The organism is Gammaproteobacteria bacterium CG11_big_fil_rev_8_21_14_0_20_46_22 (assembly GCA_002796245.1).
GTDB lineage: Bacteria > Pseudomonadota > Gammaproteobacteria > UBA12402 > UBA12402 > 1-14-0-20-46-22.
Genome location: PCWT01000031.1, coordinates 1 through 942, shown reverse-complemented (window position 1 = coordinate 942; position 942 = coordinate 1). Strand labels below are relative to the sequence as shown.

Genomic DNA, 942 nt, shown 5'->3' with positions numbered 1-942 from the left:
TTATTTGAGGCGAATAGCTAACCCTATTTAACGAAAATAATGAGCAACTTGGACCAATTTCACTCAGTTTGCAGCGTGAAAATCCATTGTAAACAGACCCTACACGTTTTTGTTTTTCTCTTCGATTTTCGGTAGGCTAGGGTTCATGATGACTCATGAGGAGTTCTGTTTTGAGCGCTAAAGCAATCGTTGCCGGATTTTTTGTCCTGTTGCCTATGTTGGCTTTTTCGGCAGTACCGTCATTTTCTGAGCCCAGTGCCGCTCAGTGTGCTGTGCGCGCAGTCGTCAAGGGCAAGGTTCAGCATGTCGCTTTTAGAGAAAGTGCGCTCAAAGCGGCGATTCGGTATCGGGTTAAAGGCTCGGCGAAAAATCTAAACAACGGCACGGTAGAGTTGTTGCTCTATGGTTCGCCTCACAATGTCGAGGCTATGCTGAAGGTGATTGAAAATAATCTTGCAAACCCCTATGGTCATGTTACGGGCTTGTCGGTCTCTTCCATTGTAAAAAAACCTCAGATTAATACGTTTACTGTTTATGGCTGGACATCAGGCTGGTATTGCGTGAAAGGCGCGCATGATTTGGTTTGGGATTATGCTAAACAAAAACATACAGCAATGTCCGACACACAGATTAATAAAGCGGTTTATAAGCTGATTTCACCTTGGGTGCGATGCAGGCAAGGTACCTAGTTTTGCGTTTGCGGGAGTTCAAATCTTCCGTCACCCGCCAAATAAAAAAGCCACTCTACGAGTGACTTGATTATGGTGCCCGGAGGATTATTCGCCCCATCCTTGGGGCTCACCCTTCGGGCGCCTTCGGCGTTCTAAAATGTTCCAGACATTTTAGTCGAACTCCCGACCAACTGGTTCGAAGCTAAGGGTGAATTCTATTTGGTAGTGCGACAGTCTCGAGTGCTTTAAGATAAGCACTTGATTCTACTAC

The 942-nt window shown here is 45.8% G+C and carries 1 protein-coding gene; it reads left to right on the top strand.

Translation table 11 applies throughout. The features are described 5' to 3' along the window. The first annotated feature begins 155 nt into the window (after positions 1-155). Positions 156-689 carry a hypothetical protein gene (locus COV52_03705; protein ID PIR11425.1) on the top strand — a complete coding sequence of 178 codons (534 nt, stop codon included), beginning with the start codon at positions 156-158 and terminating at the stop codon, positions 687-689. Positions 690-942: the final 253 nt, after the last annotated feature.

Coding starts and splice junctions, on each gene's coding strand:
- COV52_03705 (PIR11425.1), top strand. CDS start 156: ATGAGGAGTTCTGTTTTGAGCGCTAAAGCAATCGTTGCCGGATTTTTT.